The sequence below is a fragment of the Paraburkholderia sp. SIMBA_030 genome (assembly GCF_046535245.1).
GTDB lineage: Bacteria > Pseudomonadota > Gammaproteobacteria > Burkholderiales > Burkholderiaceae > Paraburkholderia.
This window is the reverse complement of the sequence record NZ_JAWRXB010001660.1, coordinates 1-235: the sequence shown is the minus strand read 5'-3', so window position 1 is coordinate 235 and position 235 is coordinate 1. Positions and strand designations below refer to the sequence as shown.

Annotated in this window: 1 pseudogene; it reads left to right on the top strand. The window is 71.9% G+C overall.

Annotation, left to right across the window (positions count from 1 at the left end):
* A pseudogene (locus tag SB772_RS45660) lies at positions 1-235 on the top strand (hypothetical protein); the annotation flags it as partial.

Here is a 235-nt window from a genome sequence, read left to right as displayed (position 1 = left end):
CGCTGCGCGATGCGACGCGCGGCACGCCGGTCGTATGGATCGGCGACCGCATCCTGCGCGACGCGGAGTTCGCCGGCGACAACCGCGTGCATTGCGCGATCTGGCCCGCGCGGCTCGCCGATGCGTTCGACGCGCAGCTGCGCGGCCCGTGGCCCGCGTATGCGATCCGTGTCGAGCCGCACGCAGCCCCGCTTTCCGCGCATCCCTCGTTTTCCGCGTTATCCGATTCCGCCCA